Below are 22,810 nucleotides of genomic sequence, written 5' to 3' on the forward strand. Positions count from 1 at the left end.
GTTTGCTTTATTCAGTGATTGTGAATTTTTGAAGTCGTTCGTTTAGTAGTTCGGCGACAAAAATTGTTCCGTCCTCTTGTACAGTGAGATCGTGGGGGATGCGCAATTGACCCATCTTGTTCCCCCAAGAACCAAATCGTTCAATGACTTCTCCCTTCGGACTTAAAACGACAATTTGACTGTTAGGAGTTTCACGTTCCCCGTTCAGATAATCGCCACCATCGACAAGATAGATGTTGCCATCGTTCCCTGCATCGATTCCGTAAGGTCTTCCGATTTCGGTGTCATCCCATGTGGAAAGGTGTTGTCCATCCTGGTCAAACACTTGAATGCGAGCATTATTTCGGTCAGCCACATATATGTTCCCTGACTGATTGTGAGTGATTCCGTGAGGCAAGTTAAACTCACCATCGGAAGAACCATAAGCATTAACTTCCCATTGGATGTTCCCATCACGATTGAATTTTACAATACGATGATTTCGGTATCCATCAGCCACAATGAATGAACCATCTTCCATTACGGTCACATCAGTTGGCCGTGCGAAAGTATATTCATTCATCGGGACAGGGAAGTTAGGCAGTTCATTTCGAATCCGTAAGCTTGTCTCAGTGCCGAGGCGATAATCGTCCCCAAACGTAGCGAGAACATTGCCACGTTCATCCAGCTTGAAAACTTTATTCAACATGATATCCGTTACCCAAATGTTGTTTTGAGCGTCCACTTCGATCCCGTGAGGAGATTGAAACAGGTTGTCCCCAAATTCATCGACAATCTCGTTTGTGTTTGGATCAAACACTGTGATTGTAGGGGTCGTGATTAATTCTTCATTCGCATAGCTTCCATCTCCGCGGTGTAAGTAATAGACATATCCTGAAGGGGAGGTAGAGACACCGCTACCTTCTCCTCCACGATGTGAGACACTGTCCTTCTCGGGCCAAACCCAACTAGATGTATATCGAGAACTTTTGGCTTTTTCATCATATTCATCTTTGAAAATGGGGTCCGTTCTTCCTTGGGCAAGCCATACAAGAGTTACTGAAAGTGCGAGGAGTACGCTGACTCCCAGCACTATTCTTTTTTTCATTCTATACAAGTGTGACACTCCTTCACGATTTACTGTGCATAGAATATGATAGATGGCTTAAGTGTAAACGCCAATTAGACCGTAGAGAGAAATCAATCTACGCCTTCAGGATGAGGTCAAATCAGTTTCTTCACCGCATCCTCAATTTCAGCCGGTGTCGTCTGTGGCGAAAAGCGCTCGATGACGTTTCCATCACGATCGACTAAGAACTTCGTGAAGTTCCATTTGATCGCCTTCGACCCGAGAAGCCCGGGCGCTTCTTTTGAGAGATAGGTGAAGAGTGGGTGGGCATCCTTGCCGTTCACGTCGACTTTCGCGAACATCGGGAACGATACCCCGTAATTCAGTTGACAGAACTCTTGAATTTCTTCATTGGAGCCCGGGTCTTGATGACCAAACTGGTTGCACGGGAAACCTAAGATTTGTAGGCCCTGTCCTTTATAGGTGTTGTAAAGTGACTCGAGGCCTTCGAGCTGCGGTGTGAATTCACATTTGCTCGCCGTGTTGACGATGAGTAAGACGTCGCCTCTATATGTAGCTAACGGTTGTAATTGTCCTTTCATGTCTACTGCTTCAAAATCATAAATCATGATAATTCCCCCTTTTTTTGTAGTATACCAAGAGAAGGAGGCAGACTCGAACTTGAACGCGTTGCGTGCAATCAAATTGTTATGAAATCATGATGTCGCTGTTACATCATTCCGAAGAAAGAATCCGTATAATGAAAAACGTTGTAGAAAGGAACGGTGTTATGCGATTTTTAAAAAATGAATTTATATGGATTGCGCTTATTTTAATCGGACTCTTTTTATCAAGTGCGACGCCTTACTCGGACCAGTCTATCGTTTCGCCACTCGAGCGATTCAATTGGAGCTGGATCGAACCAACGCTAGCGAACGTGCAGTTCGACTATGCAGGAAAGGAAATCTCGCTCGATACGTTGGGGACGACAGGATTGATTGAGTTCTTTATGCGGAAGACGGCACATGTCGTCACGTTCCTCGTTCTCGGTGCATTATTCGTGAAGGCCATCTCGCGAACGAATCTTCATGCGGGACTGAACTTACTCTTCGCCTGGGCACTTGCGAACACGGTGGCGATTTTTGATGAGTATCATCAGAGTTTGACTCCTGAACGGACCGCGCTGTTAGAAGATGTCCTTTTGGATAGTACAGGTGCTGCCGCAGGTGTCATCTTATTCGGTGGGTTGTTATTACTTCGTTCGAAACGGAAAAATAGCAAACGGACCGGTTATGTTGCCTTAAGGTAGTCAAAAAAATGAATGGGTTACTATGTGAAAAGCGCTTTCTTGAAGTGCTTTTTTTCTTTTTAAAACTATTTTGTGACAACGAACCAAACAAAATATTGTCTATACCCACGTTTTTTAAAGGATAAAACCTAAATTAGGTCAATGTCATACGAATGAAATATAAGTGTAAAATAACTTTTGGTTTAGATTGCTATAATGAGTCACAGAGCGAACGAAATGTCGCGACTTATCTTATAAAAAATAATTGCACGACTATAGATAAAAACTACACGGGAATCAGCGGAGGGAAGCACATTGGGTAACTTGAAGAAATTTGCAGCAACAGTCACTCTAGGCGCACTCTTGATCGGCGGAACGTCACCGACTTATGCAGCCTCACTTACAGAGAAGCAGAAGAAAGTACAAGAACAACGACAAAAGAATAGCAGTGAACAGTCGAAAGCAAACTCTTCGATTCAATCACGTGAGCAAGCCATCAGCAAAGAGCAACAAGAGATCAACAAGTTAGATGCTGAACTCCAAGACGTCATCAACGATGTCGCTCAGAAAAAAGCTGAGATTCGTGCAACTGAAGAAAAGATTAAAAAGCTTCAAGCACAAATTAAAAAGTACGAAGCGAAAATGAAAGCACAAGAAGATCTTATGAAAGATCGTATGGCGACGATGCAAAAGAACGGTGGCTCGTCAGTCAACTGGGCTGAGTTCATCTTCGGTTCTAAAGACTTCGGTGATTTGATCACACGCATGATCACAGCTGGTACGATCCAAGAGAACGACCAACAAATCTTCGAAGAATACGAAGCAACGAAAGAAAAACTCGCGAAAGCGCAAGCTGATTTGAAAGCAGAGCGCGATTCACTCGTGAAGCAAAAAGAAGAACTTGAAAAACGTCAGAAAGAGCTCGATCAAAAAATGAAAGAGCGCGCTGCGAAAATCAAGAAACTTGAAGCTGAAAAAGTGAAGTTCGAATCGAAACTCATGAGCCTTCAAGAGATGGAAGATACGCTCAAAGCTCAAGAACAAGCGATTCAATCAGAAATCGAAGCGCAACGTCGTGCTGAAGAAGAAGCACGTCGTGCAGCGGCAGCAGCTGCGGCGGCGAAAAAGCAACAAGGTTCAAGCTCGAATAGCGGTTCAAGTGCTTCAACAGCACCGGTAGCGTCTGCACCAGCAAGCGGTGGCATGTTCCAACGTCCAGCAAGCGGTCGCCTCTCACAAGGGTGGGGTCCAGCAAGCGGTGCGAACGGCTACTCGTTCCACAACGGTCTTGATATCGCAGGTCCAGTCGGTACACCGATCTATGCAGCACAAACAGGTACGGTCCTCCGTGCAGGTTGGGGTGGCGCATACGGAAACCATGTTATGATTGCACACGTGATCAACGGGCAAGTATGGACGACGGTATACGCTCACATGAGCTCGGTATCAGTTTCTGCGGGTCAACGCGTGTCACAAGGACAAAACCTTGGCGGCATGGGTAGCACAGGGAACTCGACAGGTTCACACCTTCACTTCGAGATTCACCGTGGCGGCTATTCGTACTCTTCATCGAGCGCGGGAAGCACAGTTAACCCAGCATCATTCTTCTAAACACAAAGACAGTGATCGACGAACGCGTCGATCACTTTTTTGTTGCCTGATAGACGATGAACGTCAAGAGTGCGGCACCGATGACGCTGAGCCATAGCGTATCGAAGTTTGGGTCATCGAGCATGCTCCGGCCCCCGAGGAACACCATATAGCCGAGTATCGCGAGCGTGACAAGTGTCAAAGCGGTCACTCGGATTTGTCGCGGGATACGTAGCCACCAACCGAATAATCTGTTCATGAAAAATCGCCTCCTCTATTAGTATAGGGGAGGCGATGTGTTTCATCTAGCGAGTCGGACCCAGGCAGAGTCCATGATTTGTTGGTAACCGACTTCCCGATAGATTTTGTTCGACGTCGGGTTCGTCAAGTCAGTGTAGAGGACGCAGAATGATTTTGTCTCGAGTAACTGTCGGCTGAGATCGGCGACGAGACTTCGTGCATACCCTTTTCCTCGTGCACTAGGTGATGTGTAGACGAACGAAACAGTGATTCCGTTCTCTGTTTGACGTGCGTGTTTCGCACACGAGACGACCTGTCCATCGACTTCCCAAAAGACAGCTTCTTCCCTTTCAAGCATCGTCTGTACGGCTTTTGTTACTTTCTCTGGTGGAGATGAACGGAGACCTGATTCGGCTTCGAAGGCACTATACCAAGCCTCAAGCTGCGCCTGATCGGCAACCGTCGCTTCTCGCATCCTCCCAGTCGCCATGTCGATGTCTTCCACGCTGTCGAGGCGATAAAGACCTTGGGACATGAACATCTCGCTCGTCCCAGATGTAATCTCTTGCCACGCTGTCGCAAACCGTTCCGCCTGTTGTCGTTCCGATACGACTTCCGAGAAGGGGACTTCTTCTTTCAAAAGGTGGGGGATGATGAAAGACGGGAGAAGGTCCAAGCGCTCCTTCTTCACGACGATATAGTGAAGTGGATGCGGTGGTGTCACTTGGAGGATGGCGAGAAGCTCTCCGTCCTCTTCGACTGTGAACTGATGAAACGTTTCATAAATTCCTTGTTTGACGTTATTCAAGACGCCAATCATGAGGCTATTCTTTGCCTCCTCGTCGAGTAATGCCGTCATGACGCGGTCTGAGAAGTGATCAGGGTTCTTCCATTCCATCCATTCCATATGGTTCTCTCCTTTATTATATGTAGACAAAAACGGACAAACCTGATGGCTTGCCCGTTTATAAGTCGTTCATTATGCGATATCTTCTTGTTTCGATGACGTGTTGTCGAGAAGTTTTGTGTTGTGTTTGAAGTAGTGGATAATCTTCGCGATGGCACCGTCACCCGTGACGTTTGTCGCTGTCCCGAAGCTATCTTGTGCCAAATAGAGCGCGATGACCAAGCTTTGCATCGTTGCGTCGAACCCGAGGATCGAGCCGAACAATCCAAGCGATGCCATGACGGCTCCACCCGGTACACCTGGTGCTGCAATCATCGTCACACCGAGTGCAAGGATGAATGGAAGCACGATGGCGTAAGACATCGGCATGCCATTCAAGTACATGAGCGCGACACCGACCGATGTGAGTGTGATCGTCGACCCTGACAAGTGGATCGTTGCCGAGAGCGGGATGACGAAGTTCGCGACACCTTCGTCCGTGTTGTTCAACTTTGCTTGGCGAAGCGTGACTGGAATCGTCGCGGCCGATGATTGCGTCCCGATGGCTGTGAAGTAAGCCGGCATCATCGTCTTGAGCAACTTGAACGGATTCTCTTTGTTGAGACCACCTGCGATTGAATATTGAATCATGAGCATCGTCAAATGAAGGACGATGATTGTGACGAAGACGAGCGAGAAGACTGATAGGATCTCAGCGACTTGACCAGCGTACGTCATGTTCATGAAAATTCCGGCGATGTGGATTGGAAGTAATGGAATAATGACTTTACTGATTAAGAGTTCGATGATATCGCGGAAATCCATGGCGAGGTCGAGTGACCGTTTGCTTTCGATCGCGGCAATCCCGATTCCGATGACGAAAGCTAAGATAAGTGCGGTCATGACACCGAATACAGGTGGAATCTCAAATTCCATGAACCCTTTCAACAAGGCTTCTTCTGGATTTTCGGCTCCTGTCGTCGACCGTGTCAAAATTTGCGGGAACAAGTTGCTTGTTGCAAAGTATGCTAATGTTCCGGCGATGATGGTTGATGCGTAAGCGATGAGTGCTGTGAGTCCGACCAGCTTTCCTGCTCCTTTTCCAAGTTCCCCGATACCCGGGATGATAAAAGCAAGAATAATCAATGGAATAGCGAAGCCTAAGAACTGCCCGAAGACCGTGTTGAACGTCACGAACGTCCGAACGATCCAGTTCTGACTTTCTGGTACGATGCTCCCGAGTAAAATACCGAAAGCGATCGCGATGATGATGCGACCTAAGAGGCCAATACGTAATTTCAAATCAATCACCCTTTCTGTTTGTTTGAATAGTTGATATTTTCGCACATTTTACGGAATGTTGCCACCTTCTCTTACAATTTTTCTAAAGAAAGACGTTTGACAACTGTTTAGAAGGGTATTAGAAAATGTTGTACATATCAAGGGAAGGGGCTTCTCCTTTTCCTAATATAAAAACGATGTTATGATTAATTCTGACAGACGTAAAGGAGGGGTGCGCGTGCAGTTACAACGAACAACGATTCACATTGCGGGTCAAGACTATACGATCGTAAGCGAAGAACCCGCTGACCATGTGAGGGAAGTAGGCTTTTTGGTCGACAGTAAGATCCGCGAAATTCGTGAACAATCCCCTCATCTAGATGCTCGTCAGGCAGCGGTCTTGGCTGCGATTCAAATCGCGAGCGACCACGTCAAAACTAAACGAAATATGGGAGAATAAATCAATCCATGGTTACGCTACTTATACTGTTTTTCTTGTTTATCGGAATCGTCAACGGCTTCCGTCGTGGCGCGATTCTACAGCTCGGCCATTGGGTCGCGCTCATCATCAGTTTTCTCGTCGCCAATACGTACTATAAAGAGTTAGCCGAAGCGTTCAAGCTGTGGATCCCGTATCCGTCTCAGCTCGACGGAACGCTCCCGGGTGGCGTGTTGGACCTCAATTCCCTTTCAGGGATTGAGATGACATTTTATAACGTCTTTTGGTTCGTCGTCTTGTTCCTCATTACGAAACTCGTCTTGCATCTCATCTTGGCGATGCTCGACTTCTTGACGGACTTGCCAATTTTGCGCCAATTAAAAGGTGTGATCGGAGCTGTCCTAGGATTCTTCGAGGCATATGTCATCACATTCTTCATCCTTTGGGTGATCGCGTTCGTGCCGATGGCGAGCGTTCAAAACGCCGTCGACAAATCGTCGCTAGCGACATATATCATTCAAGACACGCCATATCTATCGGATTGGTTTTCAAATAAGATGTTGTGACACGACAGGCCGGAATGCAAGCTAGTGCTTGTGTCTCGGTCTTTTCTGTGTGAAGAGGGGGAAGCATATGAATAAAGTAGAAGCGATGATGTTGCTCGAAAAAATCGCGCAATATATGGAGATCAAAGGGGAGAACCCGTTTAAAATCAATGCGTTCCGCAAGGCGGCGACAGCGCTAGAGAACACGGACCTTGAACTCGAGGACATCGACGACTTGACGTCCATCTCAGGAATCGGGAAAGGGACGGCTGCAGTCCTTGAAGAGTATCGAGACACAGGACGCAGTGAAGTACTTGAAGCACTGCAAGAAGAGATTCCGTTCGGTTTGATGAAGCTCTTGAAAATTCAAGGGCTCGGCGGGAAGAAACTTGCTAAACTCCGTGAAATCGGTGTCGTCGACTTGGAGTCGCTCATCCGTGTACTCGAAGACGGGACGGCTGCATCACTACCCGGTTTCGGGGCGAAGAGTGTGGAGAAATTACTCGCCGCCGCGAAGAACCTCGAATCACGTCCAGAACGATTGGCTTATGCAGTCATGCGACCAATCGTTGAAGAAATCAATGAGGTGTTAGAGAAGGAGACGCTCGTCTTGCGTCATTCGGTCGGAGGAAGCTTCCGCCGTGCCGAAGAGACGTGTAAAGACCTTGACTTCATCATCGCGACCGAGGAGCCGATTGAGCTACGTGAGAAGCTGCTCGCTTTGCCGTTCATCAACGAAGTGATTGCGGCAGGCGAGACGAAAGTCTCGCTCGTCCTCGAACGTGAAGAGATGGTATCGGTCGATTTCCGTATGGTCGAGCCAGGCGCGTTCGCTGCGACGCTTCACCATTTCACGGGATCAAAAGACCACAACGTCCGCATGCGCCAACTCGCGAAAGCAAAAGGAGAGTCCATTTCCGAATATGGGGTCGAGACAGCAGATGGATTGTGGCAACCGGAAACCGAAGAAGAACTGTTCGAACGGTACGGTCTCCCATTCATCCCGCCTGAACTTCGGGAAGGGCATGCAGAGTTCGAACACGACTTATCGAAGCTCGTCACGCTCGATGATATCAAGGCTGACGCGCACATGCACACGGTCTGGTCGGACGGGAAGTTGACCGTCGATGAGATCGTCGTGGCGATGAAAGGGCGCGGCTATGAATGGATGGCCATCACCGACCACGGGAAGTATTTGACGTTCGTCAATGGCTTGACCGAGGAACGACTCGAGGCACAAGGGGAAGAAATCCGCGAGGCCGCGAAGACACATGATATGAACGTGTTGCGAGGCGTCGAGATGGACATCCGTCCTGACGGGACACTCGACTATGAACCCGAGTTTCTAGAGACGCTCGACTACGTCGTCGCTTCCATCCATTCGAAGATGGACCAATCGGTCGACGAAATCATGGCTCGTCTGGAGAACGCCTGTCGTTCCCCGTATGTCAACGTGATTGCCCATCCGACAGGTCGACTCATCGGTCGTCGGGACGGCTATCCAATCGACGAGGACAAGTTGATCGCACTCGCCAAAGAGACAGGGACGGCGCTCGAGTTGAACGCCAACCCGAACCGCCTCGACTTGACAGCTTCCACGCTGAAGAAAGCGAAGGCTGCGGGCGTCAAAGTGATGATCAACACGGATACGCACCACCCAGATATGATGGAAGACATGTCCCTCGGTGTGTTGCACGCACGGAAAGCCTATCTCGAACCATCAGATATTATCAACTGCTTCACGTTTGAAGACGCCAAGGCGTTCTTTGCGGCGAAGCGATAGAAAGGAACATGCTAGATGGACCACGCGTTACGCGTATTAGAATATGAAAAATTGCGCCAACAGCTTGCCGGTCACGCGGCAAGCTCGCTCGGAAAAGATTTGGCGCTGAAGATGCAACCTGACTACTCATACGACCGGGTGCTCTCAAATTTGAACGTGACGAAAGAGGCGACCGAGGTCGTTCGTCTCCGTGACCGTCTGCCGCTCGGTGGGCTTACGGATGTCCGTGCGGAAGTGAAACGGGCCGCAATCGGCTCGGTCCTCTCGACGAGCGAATTGCTCGCCGTCGCTGCCGTCATGTATGGCGGACGCCAAGTGAAGAACTTCTTCGAGAAGCTTCACGAGGATAACGAAGAGATTCGCATTCCACGTCTTGACGAGTATGCGGACAAGTTGACGAAGCTCATCGAGGTCGAACAGGCGATTCGTCATGCGATTGACGACCAAGGGACTGTCCAAGATTCCGCGAGTCCACAACTCCGTGGACTTCGGACACAGCTCCGGAGCTTTGAAGGGAGTGTCCGGTCACGTATCGACAACATCCTCCGCAACAATGCGAAGATGCTCTCGGACGCCATCGTCACAATCCGGAACGATCGCTATGTTGTACCGGTCAAACAAGAGTACCGTCAAGCGTTCGGCGGAATCGTCCATGACCAGTCAGCTTCCGGTCAGACACTCTTCATTGAGCCGCAGGCCATCGTCTCCATCAACAACGAGATTCAAGAAGTTCGCTTGAAGGAACGTGCTGAGATCGAGCGGGTTTTGAGTGCCCTCTCGAACGAGGTCGGTGGGGTCCATGATGCCATCATGACGAACCTCGACGTGTTGGCCGAACTCGACTTCATCTTTGCGAAAGTCGCTTACGGACAAGAAATGAAAGCGACCGAGCCGAAGTTGAACGACAATCGAGAAATCAAATTGAAACAGGCACGTCATCCGTTCATCCCGAAAGATGAGGTCGTGCCGATCACGGTCGAGCTCGGGGAAGACTACACGTCACTCGTCATTACCGGACCAAACACCGGCGGGAAAACCGTCACGTTGAAGACGATTGGACTCCTTCAATTGATGGTGCAATCAGGTCTCTACGTGCCGGCAGAGTTCGGGACAGAGCTTTCCGTGTTTGACGCGGTCTATGCCGATATCGGGGATGAGCAATCGATTGAACAGAGTCTCTCGACGTTCAGCTCGCATATGACAAACATCGTCGGCATGCTCGACAAAATCGACTTCATGTCACTCGTCCTCTTCGATGAGCTCGGTGCCGGGACGGATCCACAAGAAGGGGCTGCCCTTGCCATCGCCATCTTAGATGAAGTGAAACGCCGCGGGGCACGTGTCGCTGCGACGACACACTACTCGGAACTGAAGGCATACGCTTATAACCGCGAAGGTGTCATGAACGCCTCGATGGAGTTTGATATCGAATCGCTCAGCCCGACGTACCGTCTCTTGATTGGCGTACCGGGTCGCTCGAACGCCTTCGAGATCAGTCGTCGTCTTGGACTGTCTGAGCAAGTCATCGACAAGGCACGTAGCCACGTCGGTAGTGATGCAGAATCAGTCGAATCGATGATCAATGAGCTTGAAGCAGCGAAACAACGCGCCGAGCAGCTCGAGCAAGAGCTCATCGTCAAGCGCCATGACTTCGAAGAAGAACAGGCGGCGTTTGAGGCGAAGATGACCGAATTCGAGCGCGAGCGCGACAACTTGTACAGCGCGGCCGAGGCGAAAGCTGAGAAGGCCGTCGAGCAGGCGAAGCGTCAGGCGAACGAAGTCATCGACCGCTTGAAGAAACTCCGAGAGCAAGGAATCGTCAAAGAGCACGAGATTATCGCGGCGAAGAAAGAGCTCGAATCGGCAAAACCGACGCTTCAAGAGAAAAAGATCCAAAAAGTGAAACAAAAAGCCCAGCAGAAACGTACGTTCAGTAAGGGCGAAGAAGTGAAAGTGACGACGTTCAATCAAAAAGGCTACATCGTGAAACAAATCAATGACAATGAGTATAACGTCCAAGTTGGCATCATGAAAGTGAACGTCAAAGCGGACGACCTTCAGAAGATCGGTCCATCGAAAGAGAAGTCGCTTCAGTCGAAAGGCAGCTCGCTTAAACGTCAGAGCTCGACGAAGTCCGAGCTCGACCTCCGTGGCGTTCGTGTCGAAGAGGGACTCATGCGTCTAGACAAGTATATCGATGAAGCACTCGTGTCGGGCTATGATAACGTCCGCATCATCCACGGATTAGGTACCGGAGCGATGCGTCAGGCGACACAAGAATTTTTAAAAGGACATCGTCACGTGAAGACCCAGCGCCCAGGAGGAATGGGTGAAGGTGGACTCGGTGTCACGGTCGTCGAACTGAAGTAAGGGGAGTCGGGAATGGGTACGATTACGTTTGCCGTTATGCTGGAGTCGTTCGGCCTCTATTCGATGGCGGGACTGATGATTGTCGTCGGTCTTGCCATCTTCGAGGTGACGACGCCGTACAGCAATTGGCGTGAGATTCAAAAAGGAAATATTGCCGTCGCCTTGGCGACAGGCGGGAAGATTGTCGGTCTCGCCAACATCTTCCGGGTCGTCGAGAGCCATCATGATAGCACAATCGACATCTTCGTCGGGGGTGGTTTCGGATTCATTTTGCTCCTTGCGACATACTGGTTGTTTGAATTTTTGACACCGACGCTGAAGGTGAACGATGAGATTCAACAAGGGAATATCGCCGTCGGGTTGTTGGCATTCTTGCTGTCGATTGGGGTCTCCCTTGTCGTCGGCGCGGCATTGGTGAGGTGAAGACATGGTATACGAACGATTGGCAAAGATCTTGTTCATCGGGGCCGGGCTGTTCTTAGTGGCAGCGGCACTATGGTATATCTTTTATTGAGGGGAGAGGGAGAATCCGTTTGGATGCTCCCTTTTTTTGATTTCAGGGACCTTGAATATAAAATATATGGGTGAAAGGAAATTTTTTTACAATTCGTGTGAGGAAATCGATATACTAAAACTAGATTATGGAACGAGATACATAAGAAGGTTGAGGTGTAGGTCATGGCGAACGGGTCAGAAGTGTTTGAAGTCTTGATGACGAATGCAGTGAAATTGCCTGGAGTGAAAGTAGATCGAAAAGAATTTTTAGCCCAAAGTTTCAGTAAGTACGTGCCAGCGACTCAGTTGGCAGAGGTTGTCGAGAAGGGACCGCTTGAAGCAAAGGTCCCTCTTTCAGTCATCAAAAAAGTAGCGAAGCGAAATATTACCAATCAGACGATGAAAAGTTCGAGTGCATCGTTTGCAGCCGGGCTACCTGGAGGCATCGGTCTTGCTGCAACGATTCCGGCCGATACAGCACAATTCTTCGGTTTCGCCCTCCGTTTGGCGCAAGAAATCGGGTATTTGTATGGATACGATGATTTTTGGGAAGATGGGGAACTAGATGTCGAACGGGTGAATGGAGAATTGATTCTCTTTTTAGGTGTCATGTTCGGAGTGGGTGGCGCGACGGCTACGATCAAAGCGTTATCTGCACAATTATCGAAAGAAGCTTTGAAAAAGATCCCGAACAAAGCATTGATGAAAACGGTATATTATCCAATCATCAAGAAAATGTCAGCGATGATTGGCGTGAAGATGACGAAAGACACGTTCGCCAAAGGGATCTCGAAGATGATCCCACTCGCAGGTGGTGTCATTTCAGGAGGGATCACGTACTCATCCATGACGAAGATGGGCAATCGTCTCATGCATGCGCTTGAAGAAGGAGTCAACATGACGGAAGCAGAGTTTATTGAAAGTGTGGAAGCAGTCAAGCGTGAAAATCTTGAAATCATCGAAGCAGAATTTGTAGAAATTGATGAGGGATCACGTAATGACGGGGAAGTCATATAAGGAGATATTGTATGTTCTAGGAGGGGATCATTCATGAATCTAGACTTACACTACTTGATGTCGACCGAACGCTACGTACTCGACATGGAATCGTTTCAGATGAAGAATGAGGCGTATTATCCGTTAGAGTGGACGTTTTATGGAGCGGCGAATCCGACGATGCTCCTTACATGGGATGCCGAGCGCGACCGCATCCGAATTCGCTTCGAACAGTACGCCGTCTTTTTAGGGACACAAGAAGAGCACGGAATGAAAGAAGATGGGTTATGGAACGAGCATCCGATTGTAAAACTGTCCGCATCACGCCTGATGTCATTCGCCAGTGAACGGATGGCGATTCATCCGGTGAACCGTAACCGTGGCGCGCTCGCGCATTATGTCATCCGTACGATCGAGCAGGAGTTTCATGTGTTGGCGTATGAAGACCCGACCGTAGAAAACCTAGGAAAAGTCGGGGACACAGGAGTACGTGTCGAAATCGTGAAAGAAGCCGAATGAAAAACAACGTCGCCTCGACTCCGGGGCGACGTTGTTTCGTTTACGGCACGTCAATTTTGACGGTATACACTTTCGGCATGGCGTCACTTGACGCATACAAGACGAGCGTCTTTTCTTTCTCTGGGACGAGGAAGACTAAATCAATTTCGGATTTCTCGCCTGTGAAATAACGAAAACCGTTCTTGAACGCTTTCTTATTGTGGTTGACCAGATCGACTGGACTATATTTTGTCCCGTCTGGTGTGTACATACGGAATCCGTTTGGACGATATTCCATATAACCACCTTGACCGTCATCTGAATGGAAGAGGGAGAGCGGGAGACTCACGAATCGCTTACCATCTTCCGATTCAGTTCCATCCGGTGAAGCGAAGACGGGTTGTCCAACTTGGAATTCACGCTTCTTCATTTGTGGATCTCCAATAAACGTTTGGAACGTGCCGAGGTTCATGATTTTTTGAAGATCATCTTCTTTTGGTGTTGTGTCTTTTGCTTCTTTCGGTTTATCAGCTTTTAAATCAGCCTGTTTCGCACCCGTCGTCTGCGCAGTCGGGGCCGGTGTCGCTTTCGCCTCTTCCGTGACCGGTTTGACTTCTGGTGACGTGAAGACGAACAAGCTGATGATCCCAACAACGAGTGCCGTCGCCGTCGTCCCGAGGACGAAGCGGAATCGTTTCTCGACTTGCTTTTGGTTGACGACATGCCCACCAATCGCTTCAGCCGGCGTGATGCGTACGGCACGTTCAGCCGGAAGCAGTGCACCTAAGACACCTGTCACGACCGGGATGAAGATGGTCGCAAACAAGAATGGCAGCTCTGACGTCGGGAACTGTTGATACATGATCGTGACGATAACGATGGTGAACGTCACACCGAGTAGTCCGGCGAAGAATCCGGTTAGCGCACCTTCCGTCAAGACGAGACGACGGATGGACGTGTTCTGCCAACCGAGCGCTTTCAAGACGGCGAGTTGCGGTTTTCGTTCGGAGACGTTTTGCCACATGATTTCGGTCGTCGTGAGCATCGCAATCAGTAAGGCGACCCCCATGGCAACGTAATGCATCGTCCCGACTTCTAGTGCCACGAACTCCCCGATCCACGTCGTGTACAAGACGCCTTGGAGACGGAACGTGACGAACAAGAAGAAGCCGAACAGACTCGTCGGTAAAGCGATGGCAAGAATCGACAACAACGTCCGTGGCCAATACGTCACGAGTTGGTTCAAGCTCATACCGACGCTTGAGCGAGAGCGGCCGAGACGTCGTCCTTTTGAGACTTCACCGGACTGCATCGTCTCATATGGCTTGATGCGACGGACGAGCCGGATCGGGATGAGTGTCCCGAGCCAGTATATCAAGAGTCCGGCGAGTCCAATTAATAAGATACGGGTGATCGATGTCGAGCCAGCCGCCGTCCAAAGGAACGTTCCGAGAATCATCCACGAGATGAGCGCTACCATCGACCCGAGGATCGTGGCTTCTAAGAATAACAGTTTCGACAGCTGACTCGGCCGCCAACCGAGTGACAAGAGGATGGCGAACTCTTTCTTCCGTGCGTACAGCATGATGATGTTCGAACTGAATACATATAGCATCGCGACGAGGATGACGCTCGCGACGACACCGGAGAAGCCGAGTTTCGCTTCCTGGAAAATCGTGATTGACGACCCGATTTTAATCCATGGCTGCTGAATCCAACCGAGCGAACTTTCTCCTTTAAGTCCAGGGAGATAGGTGACGGCGTATTGTGGAGACGAACCGAGCGTGACGTCCGTGATGAGACCGGTCTTGTCTTCAATCTCCTTCGCGACTGCTTGGAGCTTCGCTTCACTTTCTTCGTTCAAGACGTCCACGCCTTTCACGTTGACGCGAATGGCCGAGATGGCCTTGTCACCGGCGATGGCGAACGCCGCGTCGAGTGTCGTCAACATTGACGGTGGTTTCGTCAAGAAGCTATATGGGTTATTCGTCGGTTTGACAGTCGTCGGTGGGTTGACCGGCTCATCCTTCGAGTTCATGACCCATTCGGCGCTTGCCGGGAAATACGTCTCCATCGGGAGTTCCGTCAACGGATCTTTTGACAACTTCAGTTTCGATGGGTCGAATAAGCCGATGTAGTTATATTTTACTTTCGGTGCATCGTTAAGGTCTTCTGCGTATAAATTGGACTTACGATACATACTTTCTTGACCATACTTCACTTGACCCTCAGCGAGGAACGGTTTGATTTGATACGAATACGGCCAACGTTTCGGGAACGGGCTCGTCACGCCTTCATAGACAAGAGGTGACGCCTTCTCGGAAAGCCAAGTGTATTCCACGGTGAGACGAGGATCTTGTGGCTGCGGTTTTCCCTCTAAAATGTGTTTCGTGATATTGTCGTGCATTTGTTGGGCTGTAAAGTCGTATGAGGCGACTGTCGTGCCTTTCAAGCTATCTAGATACTCCCCTTTCCCTTTCTCGAGATAGGTTTTGATAAACGCCTCTTGGTCGCTCGTATCGGCATCGACTTCTTCGATGGTGTAGTTGATCGAGGCATCGACGTAGTCTTTTGTACTCATCAAAATCGGGATTGTCGTGATGTCTTCATCGTAAGGCTCTGGGACATCCTCTTCATTGAAGTAACGACTGAACGCTGTCGCTTGTACGGCATCGTCTAACCCGACGAGTTTCGCTTCGGCGACCGGGTCGATTCCCGCGAGCATGACATCACTTCCGTAACTGAGTGGGAATTCTTCATATAGGGCGGTCGGACCGATGCCGATGTGAGTGGAATCACCGTTTGGCATCCAGCCGACCCAAAAGTAGGCTTTCAAGTCTTGGAAGTCATTGATTTTTTCAATGCCTGTATCGATGAGTGTGTTCATCTTAAGGCGATAGAGACCCGCTTTATCAAACGTGTGCGTTTGCGTGAACGAGCTCGAATAAGTCGACCCAATCATGGCGATTGGTGCCGCGACATCAATGTCAGCAATCTGTTGAATCGTTTCGTACTGTTCGCGCGTGATCCCGCCTTCGAGTCCGCTCATATAGTTCGGTTCGAGCAGGTTCAAGTCCTCGGTCACACTCCGGCTGCCTTCTGGACGCACGACGATGTGATAAGACGAGTCCCAACGTTTTTGCAGCTCGTTGACGACTGTCCCATTATTCGCCTGGGTCACGCCGAGAAGATAGCTGAGCCCGGTACTGACGATGAGCATCCCGACCATGAGCAGGATGAATCGTTCTTTATTCCGCCACCATGAATTCCAAATGAACTTAAGCATGATGGACGTCGCTCATGGCGACGACCTGCCCGTCGCGCATCTCGATTTTTCGGTTGGCTCGATCGGCGAGTTCCGGGTCATGGGTGACGAAGAGGACGCCACATCCGTTCTCGCGATTCAAGCGGATCAATAGGTCGAAGATGACGTCACCCGTGTGCGTATCTAAGTTCCCCGTCGGCTCATCGGCGAGGAGCCATTTCGGACGGTGGATGAGGGCGCGGGCGACGGCGACACGTTGTTGCTGACCCCCGGACAGTTGGGAGGGCAACGAATCGACTTTGTCAGCGAGACCTACTTCCTTCAATAATTCGAGCGCACGTTCGTGAACGTCGTAATCGACTTTTCGTCCGAAGAGCGGGGACATGACGTTCTCAAGTGCTGTCAGTGTCGGGATGAGATGGAACTGTTGGAAGATGAAACCGATATTCTCGAATCGGAAGTCCGCGAGCTGTTTCGCAGATAGCGTCGAGATGGGTTCGTCGTTGAAGAGCAACGTGCCCTCTGTCGGGCGGTCGAGTGTACCGATCAGACTGAGGAGCGTCGACTTCCCAGACCCCGATGGTCCGATGATGGAGATGAAATCTCCGTGTTCGAAGCGAAGGTTGATGTCTTTTAAGGCGACCGTTTTGACGTCACCCGTATCAAAGCGTTTTGTTAAATGTTCGCATGTGAAGTGATAAGCCATACCGTTAAATCTCTCCTTTACCTATGTTATAGTGAAAATATGTAAGAGGACGTAATATTCTGACTATTTTCAGATTAGAGGAAAAACATTCCAATGTATAGCTGTATTTTTTTCAAATGGGGAACGGGTATAGAAGAGTGAGGAGGAGAGAAGATGAAATCATTCGAAATTGAATTCCATTTAATTAACGAAGAAGTGCTGACGTATATGGTGGAGGCGGATACGCGATATGAGGCATTAGAGTCGATCTTTCAAGTGTTTCGACATGCGAGCGATGGCTTCGTACAGTTTGAGGATGAGTTGATTGTGATATTGGATCATGTGGCGTATGTGAAGGCGTTTGAGGTGGATTGACAAAATAAAAAGAAAAGTGAAATGATATCACTTTTCTTAAATACATATCTTAAAGAATTGATAATGAAGTTGGTCATTTGTTAGTGAGGACTGCTTCTAAGTACGCTGCAAGTTTTTCAGATCGCTTCAGAATTAATTCTTTTGTCCAATAAACACTTGAAGAAGATTCATCCATAAACAAATAGCTATTAATTTTTTCGAATTGTTGTACTTCTTTTCCAGACTTCATCGAAGAGATTAAACGATCTGCTAATACTTGAGTGGTCCAAATTGATGAATCTGCATATACAGATCTCTTCTGATCAAATTGTTTATTGGAAAGTGAAGAGTTTTCATCGTTACCGATAAGTGCAAAATTACCAATTCGATTCACGTATTCTTTATATTCTTCTAAGTCTTCAAAGCCGGAACCTTCTATCAGTTCATTACTAATTGGTGTTCTTGGCATGATGTGTTCCAAAGTGACCTTTTTATTTCGGTTTGACGTTAGAAGAACGGTGTTATCGGAATGACCATAAGCTTCGATGAAACGGAGCAAGTCGTAACCTTTTTTATTGTAGTTTCCTCTGGTGTTCTCAAATTTTCTAGCAAATACAGCTTCTTTTGCAAGCTTAGCTTTCTCTGAAATTCTTCTTTCTAACTCACTTACGAATTGATGATAAGCTTGGTCTTGCCCTTCTCGCTTTAAGTTTGCATTATATTTTTTTATCAACGAAGGTATTTCAGCTTCAATATAGTTAGTTTGCGTATAAGAGAAAATAACACTTGCACCCAATCGAATTGCCAAATCAACAATCTCTGATTTTCTTTGTTCTGATTCATTGTAGAATGGAATGAGGATTGTTTGTGCCTGTTTTAAGTTCAAAAGTTTGAATAAAACATTGAGTAAATGAGTATTTTTAATGAATCCTTCAAACTCTTTACGTTCTAATTTTCCGTAAGTGTATGAAACATCATGCATCTCTGAAACGATTGATAAAACTTCTTCCTTAGATGGATTTAGTTCTGAATAATAGTTAAAGAGTTTATCTTTACGAATGTTTTCTCCAGTGGTTCCTACTAAATAATGCTTTAGGAAGGTTGAAGATTCAACTTTTCTTTTGGGACTGAGTACGAGGTTGTTGTTAAACTTTTTCCACATCTCAGTAAACTTATCTCGTTCATCGTCACTATAGAAATCTTTAGCAAGATTTTTTAAAAGCATGTTTTTTATTAAATCTAGTGGTTCTAAATCTTTCCCCCTGTTATTCAAGATTTCAAATAATTGAAATGCTTTAGATAATGTCGGTGCAGTAGTTACAATTAACATGACTTTATGTTTTATGTAGTTTACAAATTTCAATAATTTCTGATCATCTAATTTAGCGAGTTCTTCTTTTAATACATCATATACTTCTTCAATTTGAGTAGAAGTTTGAGATAGGTTTTTCGAATTAGAATCTGGGCGAATAATGTGCCGATAAGTACTACCAAATTCTAAGCTTTTGTGATGCTGTATTTTAGAAGTTTTAAAATTTGCATCATCGTCAAATAATCCATACCCTTTGTTTAATTCACCTCGGACATTCATCCATTTTTGAATTGTATCAAAGCTGCTTTTATTCTGATGTAAACGATAATCAATTGTTTCTTCTAGAACTTTATATAGTAACGAAAGGGTTGTAAGTCTCTGTTGACCATCAATCACAATTTTGTTTGCAGGTTGGTGATCATTGTTAATCAACACGATATTTCCCAACAAATAGCCGTCTAATAACGAACTTTCCTTTGTAAATTCTTCTGTGTCTTCATTAAAATCTTTAAAGAGCTGTGTAACTTCTTCTTCCCCCCATACAAAATCTCTTTGGAAATCAGGAATTTCGTAAATAAAATCATTATTAAATACGTTAAATATTGATTGGATTTCTGAAGTAATCAATTAGATACAGCCTCCTATTTCATAAAACAAACCTTCAAATAATTGGGTATAATGAAAGTATAGTATTTTAATAGAAATTGATCTACCGCAATGCATGCAGAAAGGGTTGAGAATAATGAGGAAAGAGTACAATAAATTAATCCGTGACCGCATTCCTGAAATTATTCACGAATCAGGAAAAATCCCGATTGTGAAGCAACTTACTCAAGCCGAACACTTTGAGCAAGCACGTTTGAAACTCTATGAAGAAATCAAAGAGTATGAAGAGACGAACATTGATGAAGAGTCTCTTGAAGAGTTAGCTGACATTTTGGAGTTGGTCTATACACTTGGAAACATGCATGGGGCAGACTTCGATGAATTGAATCAGATTCGTGAAGAGAAACGCAAAAAACGTGGTGGTTTTGAAAAGGGGCTATTTTTAGAAGAGGTCCTTGATCATGAGTGATTTACGACTCCATACGAGCAATCTGGGCATCCCTTTACAAGAACACATAGACGCGGCGACTGAAATTTATATGGTCGTCGCGTTTGCTCAAGTGTCGGGAGTGAAGGAATTATATTCTTCATTAAAACAAGCGAGTGAAAGCGATGCTCAAATCAGAATTTTGGTAGGAGACTATCTGTACCTCACCGATCCTGATGCACTGGATATTCTATTACAAATACCGAATATTGAGCTCCGGCTATACCGCTCAAAAGGAAGGTCGTTCCATCCAAAGGCATATTTGTTCCGAACAATGGAAAGCGGTACATTTTTTGTTGGTTCCTCGAATTTATCGCATAGTGCGCTAAATCATGGTGTGGAGTGGAATGTTGAGATTCCTTCAAGTGTATCAGAGGAGGTTTTTGAGGAGTCAGTCGCTGCGTTCCATGAGTTATTTTATAGTGAATATGCGCAAATGATGAATCCAGTCTCGTTACAGTCTTATCGCGAAGAGTATGAAGCGCGAAAGGATCGAATGAAGGAGCTGGAGGTCGCTGAACACTCTCCCGTTTACATAGAAGATGATTCGATTACACCGACGTCTGTCCAAGATGCGGCATTGTTGGCACTCCGAGAGACGATGGCGGAAGGTCGAAAAAAAGCGATGCTCGTTTTGGCGACTGGATTAGGAAAAACGTATTTAAGTGCATTTTTTGCTCGTCAATTCAACCGTATCCTTTTCGTTGCGCATCAAAAGGAACTTTTGTTACAGGCAGAAAAGTCATTTCTCAATGTGGCAACGGATTGGAAGACAGGATTACTCCTTGGAGGTGAATCACGAAATCAAGAAACTGCTGATGTCGTGTTCGCCTCGATTCAAACGTTAGCTTCGAAGCAAAGAATGGAGCAATATGACCCGGAGCAATTCGATTTGATTATCGTGGATGAGTTCCATCATTCGGCTGCTCCTTCCTACCGTCGGGTGCTAGATTATTTTCAACCAAAGTTCTTACTTGGTTTGACTGCAACACCTGACCGATTAGACGGAGGAGACGTATATGCACTTTGTGATGATAACGTCGCTTTCCAGATGCACTTTACGGAAGCGATTGAAGAATCGTTTTTAACCCCGTTTCATTACGTTGGAATTTATGATGAAATCGACTACTCTCAGATTCGTCTTATCAATGGACGTCGTTACGATCAAGAAGAGTTATTGGCAGAACAGTTAAAAGAAAGTGTTGCCGAGAAGATTTACAAGGCTTGGTCAGAACATCATCAATCGAGAGCACTAGGATTTTGTTCTTCCGTTGTACAAGCTGAATATTTGGCGGATTATTTTAGGAGACAAGGAGTGCAGGCGGTAGCGCTTCATAGTCAGGCCGAGTATGATCGCACCGAAGTGATTACTCAGTTAAAGCATGGGCAATTGGACATCATTTTTGCAGTGAATTTATTTAATGAGGGTGTCGATATCCCTGAAATCGATACGCTATTGTTCTGTCGTCCGACAGAATCATTGACAGTGTTCACCCAGCAAATCGGACGAGGACTACGTCTATCAAAAGGAAAGACGCATTGTACAATCATCGATTTGATCGGGAACTATAAAAATATTGATAAGAAACTGGCGCTATTGACGACAGACGGTCCAGATTCACTGAAGAAGGTTCCAACATCAAATAGCTTACCTACTTCGTGTACAATCGAATTTGATTTAGAGACTGTCGATCTTTTGAAGAAAATGATGATTCGTTCTTCGACACGACATCAATTATTAGAACGAAATTATTTCATGGTGAAGGAAGAGCTAGGGAGACGACCGACCTACCTAGAACTAATTCAACGAGGCGAATATTCATTGGAGGCGTATCAATCCGAAAGGAAGCACTTTAGTGGCTTCTTCGGCTTTTTAAAGAAGATTGGTGAGTTAACAGACGGTGAGTTAAGTGTTTTTGAAAATATGTATCCTCTTTTGTATGAAGTGGAGGATACAAGAATTACAACAAGTTATAAGATGGTTGTATTATCCGTCATGTTAGAGCGGGGAAAACAAATGTGGTACACTCCTTTGAAAGCATCTGATGCAGCTTATCCGTTTTATGATTACTTGACGAGTGTGCCTTATCGTCAACAGATTGATGGAAAGACAAAAGACTTTCAGCAACCTTTCCATCAACAACGGATTGAAAAATTGTTGGTGCGGATGCCATTCGATAAAATTGCCAAAGGACCGTTTTATGTAGAAAATGAAAGCCTACATATCGAATTCAATGAAGCGCTCCGCAATCCGGTAGTTTATGAATGGGTGAGCCAGATTGTAGAAGTTCGCTTACATTACTACTTCAGTCGGAAAGCACAACGATCATCAGATTGATTGATTTAGTGATGTTGAATGAAAAATTAGAGAGGTGGGGATAAGGTGAAACGCCTGTTACTACGTAAAATCCAATTCGCCCTCCAACACCACGGTGGGACAGCATCTTTAAAAGACATTTATGCGTATGTCGAAAAATCATACTATCAACTCGAACTCGATCGATATAAAGATTGGAAAGGGCACATCAATAAACAGATTCGTGCGCATTCCAGTGATTCGGCGAGCTTTACCGGAAAAGAAGACCTCTTTTATTCCACGGGAAATAAAGGCATTTGGGGTCTTAGACAATCCAATAACTAAC

21 protein-coding genes are annotated in these 22,810 nt (G+C 46.8%); 13 read left to right on the top strand and 8 right to left on the bottom strand.

Features of this window, described 5'->3' with window-relative positions; all coding sequences use genetic code 11:
* Positions 1-7: 7 nt before the first annotated feature.
* Both ACFO4U_RS00730 and ACFO4U_RS00735 read right to left on the bottom strand, forming a co-directional pair.
* Positions 8-1,087 (bottom strand): peptidyl-alpha-hydroxyglycine alpha-amidating lyase family protein, encoded by a 1,080-nt coding sequence (locus ACFO4U_RS00730; protein ID WP_251131859.1) that lies wholly within the window; start codon positions 1,085-1,087, stop codon positions 8-10.
* Between the two features lie 116 nt (positions 1,088-1,203).
* Positions 1,204-1,680: a glutathione peroxidase gene (locus ACFO4U_RS00735; protein ID WP_215244196.1), complete on the bottom strand. Its 477-nt coding sequence runs from the start codon at positions 1,678-1,680 to the stop codon at positions 1,204-1,206.
* A 158-nt stretch (positions 1,681-1,838) separates the two neighbouring features.
* Here ACFO4U_RS00735 and ACFO4U_RS00740 point away from each other — a divergent pair, with 158 nt between their 5' ends.
* On the top strand, positions 1,839-2,357 hold the full coding sequence (locus tag ACFO4U_RS00740; RefSeq protein ID WP_214691190.1) for a VanZ family protein: 519 nt from the start codon (positions 1,839-1,841) through the stop codon (positions 2,355-2,357).
* 294 nt (positions 2,358-2,651) lie between these two features.
* Entirely contained in the window at positions 2,652-3,947 is a 1,296-nt protein-coding gene (locus ACFO4U_RS00745; protein WP_196430379.1) for a murein hydrolase activator EnvC family protein, read from the top strand.
* Between the two features lie 31 nt (positions 3,948-3,978).
* On the opposite strand, the gene ACFO4U_RS00750 is transcribed toward ACFO4U_RS00745, so the two are convergent.
* From ACFO4U_RS00750 to ACFO4U_RS00760, 3 genes are all read right to left on the bottom strand, one after another.
* Complete coding sequence (locus ACFO4U_RS00750) at positions 3,979-4,185, bottom strand: hypothetical protein (RefSeq protein WP_159561936.1); 207 nt, start codon at positions 4,183-4,185, stop codon at positions 3,979-3,981.
* A 42-nt stretch (positions 4,186-4,227) separates the two neighbouring features.
* The gene (locus ACFO4U_RS00755) at positions 4,228-5,073 is read right to left on the bottom strand and encodes a GNAT family N-acetyltransferase (RefSeq protein WP_215244134.1); all 846 of its coding nucleotides are present in this window, start codon (positions 5,071-5,073) and stop codon (positions 4,228-4,230) included.
* A gap of 72 nt (positions 5,074-5,145) precedes the next feature.
* Complete coding sequence (locus ACFO4U_RS00760) at positions 5,146-6,354, bottom strand: dicarboxylate/amino acid:cation symporter (RefSeq protein ID WP_015881046.1); 1,209 nt, start codon at positions 6,352-6,354, stop codon at positions 5,146-5,148.
* A 217-nt stretch (positions 6,355-6,571) separates the two neighbouring features.
* Between ACFO4U_RS00760 and zapA the strand changes: the two genes are divergently transcribed.
* The 7 genes from zapA (at position 6,572) to ACFO4U_RS00795 (ending at position 13,480) form a co-directional block, all read left to right on the top strand.
* A complete protein-coding gene (zapA, locus tag ACFO4U_RS00765) occupies positions 6,572-6,793 on the top strand; it encodes a cell division protein ZapA (RefSeq protein ID WP_015881047.1) in 222 nt (73 codons plus the stop codon).
* 8 nt (positions 6,794-6,801) lie between these two features.
* Entirely contained in the window at positions 6,802-7,338 is a 537-nt protein-coding gene (locus tag ACFO4U_RS00770) for a CvpA family protein (RefSeq protein WP_031421319.1), read from the top strand.
* 67 nt (positions 7,339-7,405) lie between these two features.
* Positions 7,406-9,100, top strand: coding sequence for a DNA polymerase/3'-5' exonuclease PolX (gene polX, locus ACFO4U_RS00775; RefSeq protein ID WP_215244133.1), 1,695 nt, complete (start codon positions 7,406-7,408; stop codon positions 9,098-9,100).
* Positions 9,101-9,115: 15 nt separating this feature from the next.
* Positions 9,116-11,470 (top strand): endonuclease MutS2, encoded by a 2,355-nt coding sequence (locus ACFO4U_RS00780; protein ID WP_215244132.1) that lies wholly within the window; start codon positions 9,116-9,118, stop codon positions 11,468-11,470.
* 12 nt (positions 11,471-11,482) lie between these two features.
* On the top strand, positions 11,483-11,893 hold the full coding sequence (locus tag ACFO4U_RS00785; protein ID WP_031421322.1) for a DUF350 domain-containing protein: 411 nt from the start codon (positions 11,483-11,485) through the stop codon (positions 11,891-11,893).
* Positions 11,894-12,148: 255 nt separating this feature from the next.
* Positions 12,149-12,982 carry an EcsC family protein gene (locus ACFO4U_RS00790; RefSeq protein WP_215244131.1) on the top strand — a complete coding sequence of 278 codons (834 nt, stop codon included), beginning with the start codon at positions 12,149-12,151 and terminating at the stop codon, positions 12,980-12,982.
* Positions 12,983-13,015: 33 nt separating this feature from the next.
* Positions 13,016-13,480, top strand: a complete 465-nt coding sequence (locus tag ACFO4U_RS00795; protein ID WP_211781530.1) for a hypothetical protein — start codon at positions 13,016-13,018, stop codon at positions 13,478-13,480.
* Between the two features lie 40 nt (positions 13,481-13,520).
* Here ACFO4U_RS00795 and ACFO4U_RS00800 read toward each other — a convergent pair whose 3' ends face one another.
* Together ACFO4U_RS00800 and ACFO4U_RS00805 are read right to left on the bottom strand one after the other, a co-directional pair.
* Positions 13,521-16,745, bottom strand: coding sequence for an ABC transporter permease (locus tag ACFO4U_RS00800; protein WP_215244130.1), 3,225 nt, complete (start codon positions 16,743-16,745; stop codon positions 13,521-13,523).
* Positions 16,738-17,430 (bottom strand): ABC transporter ATP-binding protein, encoded by a 693-nt coding sequence (locus ACFO4U_RS00805; RefSeq protein ID WP_196430389.1) that lies wholly within the window; start codon positions 17,428-17,430, stop codon positions 16,738-16,740. The genes ACFO4U_RS00800 and ACFO4U_RS00805 overlap by 8 nt, the downstream gene beginning before the upstream one ends.
* A 153-nt stretch (positions 17,431-17,583) precedes the next feature.
* On the opposite strand from ACFO4U_RS00805, the gene ACFO4U_RS00810 reads away from it, so the two are divergent.
* Positions 17,584-17,784 carry a hypothetical protein gene (locus ACFO4U_RS00810; RefSeq protein WP_215244129.1) on the top strand — a complete coding sequence of 67 codons (201 nt, stop codon included), beginning with the start codon at positions 17,584-17,586 and terminating at the stop codon, positions 17,782-17,784.
* Positions 17,785-17,857: 73 nt separating this feature from the next.
* Here the strand turns inward: ACFO4U_RS00810 and ACFO4U_RS00815 are convergent, their stop codons facing one another.
* Positions 17,858-19,702, bottom strand: coding sequence for a DUF262 domain-containing protein (locus ACFO4U_RS00815; RefSeq protein ID WP_196430391.1), 1,845 nt, complete (start codon positions 19,700-19,702; stop codon positions 17,858-17,860).
* Between the two features lie 115 nt (positions 19,703-19,817).
* Here ACFO4U_RS00815 and ACFO4U_RS00820 point away from each other — a divergent pair, with 115 nt between their 5' ends.
* The 3 genes from ACFO4U_RS00820 to ACFO4U_RS00830 are packed head-to-tail and all read left to right on the top strand — an operon-like array spanning position 19,818 to position 22,809.
* Positions 19,818-20,150, top strand: a complete 333-nt coding sequence (locus tag ACFO4U_RS00820) for a nucleoside triphosphate pyrophosphohydrolase (protein ID WP_215244128.1) — start codon at positions 19,818-19,820, stop codon at positions 20,148-20,150.
* A complete protein-coding gene (locus tag ACFO4U_RS00825) occupies positions 20,143-22,506 on the top strand; it encodes a DEAD/DEAH box helicase family protein (protein WP_251131826.1) in 2,364 nt (787 codons plus the stop codon). The genes ACFO4U_RS00820 and ACFO4U_RS00825 overlap by 8 nt, the downstream gene beginning before the upstream one ends.
* 45 nt (positions 22,507-22,551) lie before the next feature.
* Positions 22,552-22,809: a hypothetical protein gene (locus tag ACFO4U_RS00830; protein ID WP_078146508.1), complete on the top strand. Its 258-nt coding sequence runs from the start codon at positions 22,552-22,554 to the stop codon at positions 22,807-22,809.
* The last annotated feature ends 1 nt before the right edge of the window (position 22,810 follow it).

It is taken from the genome of Exiguobacterium profundum, from assembly GCF_042652865.1.
Classification (GTDB): Bacteria; Bacillota; Bacilli; order Exiguobacteriales; family Exiguobacteriaceae; genus Exiguobacterium; species Exiguobacterium profundum.

What these genes read in the sequence shown, in the direction of transcription:
- ACFO4U_RS00750 (WP_159561936.1), bottom strand. Translation starts at nt 4,185, where the DNA reads ATGAACAGATTATTCGGTTGGTGGCTACGTATCCCGCGACAAATCCGA.
- ACFO4U_RS00730 (WP_251131859.1), bottom strand. Translation starts at nt 1,087, where the DNA reads ATGAAAAAAAGAATAGTGCTGGGAGTCAGCGTACTCCTCGCACTTTCA.
- ACFO4U_RS00790 (WP_215244131.1), top strand. Translation starts at nt 12,149, where the DNA reads ATGGCGAACGGGTCAGAAGTGTTTGAAGTCTTGATGACGAATGCAGTG.
- ACFO4U_RS00805 (WP_196430389.1), bottom strand. Translation starts at nt 17,430, where the DNA reads ATGGCTTATCACTTCACATGCGAACATTTAACAAAACGCTTTGATACG.
- ACFO4U_RS00795 (WP_211781530.1), top strand. Translation starts at nt 13,016, where the DNA reads ATGAATCTAGACTTACACTACTTGATGTCGACCGAACGCTACGTACTC.
- ACFO4U_RS00810 (WP_215244129.1), top strand. Translation starts at nt 17,584, where the DNA reads ATGAAATCATTCGAAATTGAATTCCATTTAATTAACGAAGAAGTGCTG.
- ACFO4U_RS00780 (WP_215244132.1), top strand. Translation starts at nt 9,116, where the DNA reads ATGGACCACGCGTTACGCGTATTAGAATATGAAAAATTGCGCCAACAG.
- ACFO4U_RS00825 (WP_251131826.1), top strand. Translation starts at nt 20,143, where the DNA reads ATGAGTGATTTACGACTCCATACGAGCAATCTGGGCATCCCTTTACAA.
- ACFO4U_RS00820 (WP_215244128.1), top strand. Translation starts at nt 19,818, where the DNA reads ATGAGGAAAGAGTACAATAAATTAATCCGTGACCGCATTCCTGAAATT.
- ACFO4U_RS00800 (WP_215244130.1), bottom strand. Translation starts at nt 16,745, where the DNA reads ATGCTTAAGTTCATTTGGAATTCATGGTGGCGGAATAAAGAACGATTC.
- ACFO4U_RS00770 (WP_031421319.1), top strand. Translation starts at nt 6,802, where the DNA reads ATGGTTACGCTACTTATACTGTTTTTCTTGTTTATCGGAATCGTCAAC.
- polX (WP_215244133.1), top strand. Translation starts at nt 7,406, where the DNA reads ATGAATAAAGTAGAAGCGATGATGTTGCTCGAAAAAATCGCGCAATAT.
- ACFO4U_RS00785 (WP_031421322.1), top strand. Translation starts at nt 11,483, where the DNA reads ATGGGTACGATTACGTTTGCCGTTATGCTGGAGTCGTTCGGCCTCTAT.
- ACFO4U_RS00755 (WP_215244134.1), bottom strand. Translation starts at nt 5,073, where the DNA reads ATGGAATGGATGGAATGGAAGAACCCTGATCACTTCTCAGACCGCGTC.
- ACFO4U_RS00740 (WP_214691190.1), top strand. Translation starts at nt 1,839, where the DNA reads ATGCGATTTTTAAAAAATGAATTTATATGGATTGCGCTTATTTTAATC.